1 protein-coding gene and 1 pseudogene are annotated in these 891 nt (G+C 45.5%); both read right to left on the bottom strand.

Going from position 1 to position 891, the window contains the following annotated elements; genetic code table 11:
• Positions 1-381: pseudogene (locus ACP45E_RS20360) on the bottom strand (hypothetical protein); the annotation flags it as partial.
• A gap of 26 nt (positions 382-407) precedes the next feature.
• The coding region (locus ACP45E_RS20355) for an OmpP1/FadL family transporter (protein WP_198927772.1) at positions 408-891 on the bottom strand (484 nt) is incomplete at its 5' end.

Below are 891 nucleotides of genomic sequence, written 5' to 3'. Positions count from 1 at the left end.
ACCGCTCTTCCGATCTGGGAAAATTTGCCAGCCTAGCGGGGTAATATCAAAGTAACTCAGCGGTATGAACGAGCCAATACTGTAGTTATTTTTATAGCCTTCTGGCTCATATTCTGCTCGGCTAAAGTTAAAGTTGAGAATCCCCATTGGCAGTAACCAAGAGCCTCCCAAACGCCACTCATCACCGTCGGCGTTAATGCGAGCATTGATCATGCGTGCATCATCGAGCCCAATTGAGCCTGAAAACTGCACACCATCAACGTAGGCAATCCCGACTTTAGTGACGATTTTGGTTGGATCTTCGTGATGCTTTTCTTCTTCAGCTTGCGCGCTGAATGCGTACAAGCTAAGAGAGAGCAAACCGACTAAACGTTTGTTCATGAGTTCTTCTTTTTAAGCGTGCTGATTTAGAAAGTCACACTCATACCAACGAAGTGAATACGACCGTCAAATGCACCATTGATGCCAATACTAGCAGGACCAATATTACGCTCAGCAATATCAACAGAGCCTAGATCAGCGTATTCGTAGAAGACATCAAAGGTGTAATCATCCCAAGTGGTACTTGCGCCCACGGAGTAGCGGTATTGGTCGCCAACAGGCAGATCAACCCATTGTTTGCTAGGGTCATCTTGTGGTGAGGTTTCGTATGAGAAGCCCGCTTTCAAGCGCCAGTCTGAGTTCAACTGATAATCTGCACCCAGTGCAAATTTCCACACGTCATCCCAATCACGGTTAATAGAGTTTAAGCCGATTGGGTTGTTATTTAGTTTTCCAAAATCAAACACTGTTTGATCCCATTCACTCCAACGATGAAGTTGAATCGAAGCGAGGATATTTAGCTGATTGGTCGAGGCATAGCTTGCACTGATGTCGATAATGGCTGGAACA

The organism is Vibrio genomosp. F10 str. 9ZD137 (assembly GCF_049974785.1).
Classification (GTDB): domain Bacteria; phylum Pseudomonadota; class Gammaproteobacteria; order Enterobacterales; family Vibrionaceae; genus Vibrio.
The sequence above is the reverse complement of the archived record's forward strand: the minus strand, read 5'-3'. Positions and strand labels throughout refer to the sequence as shown.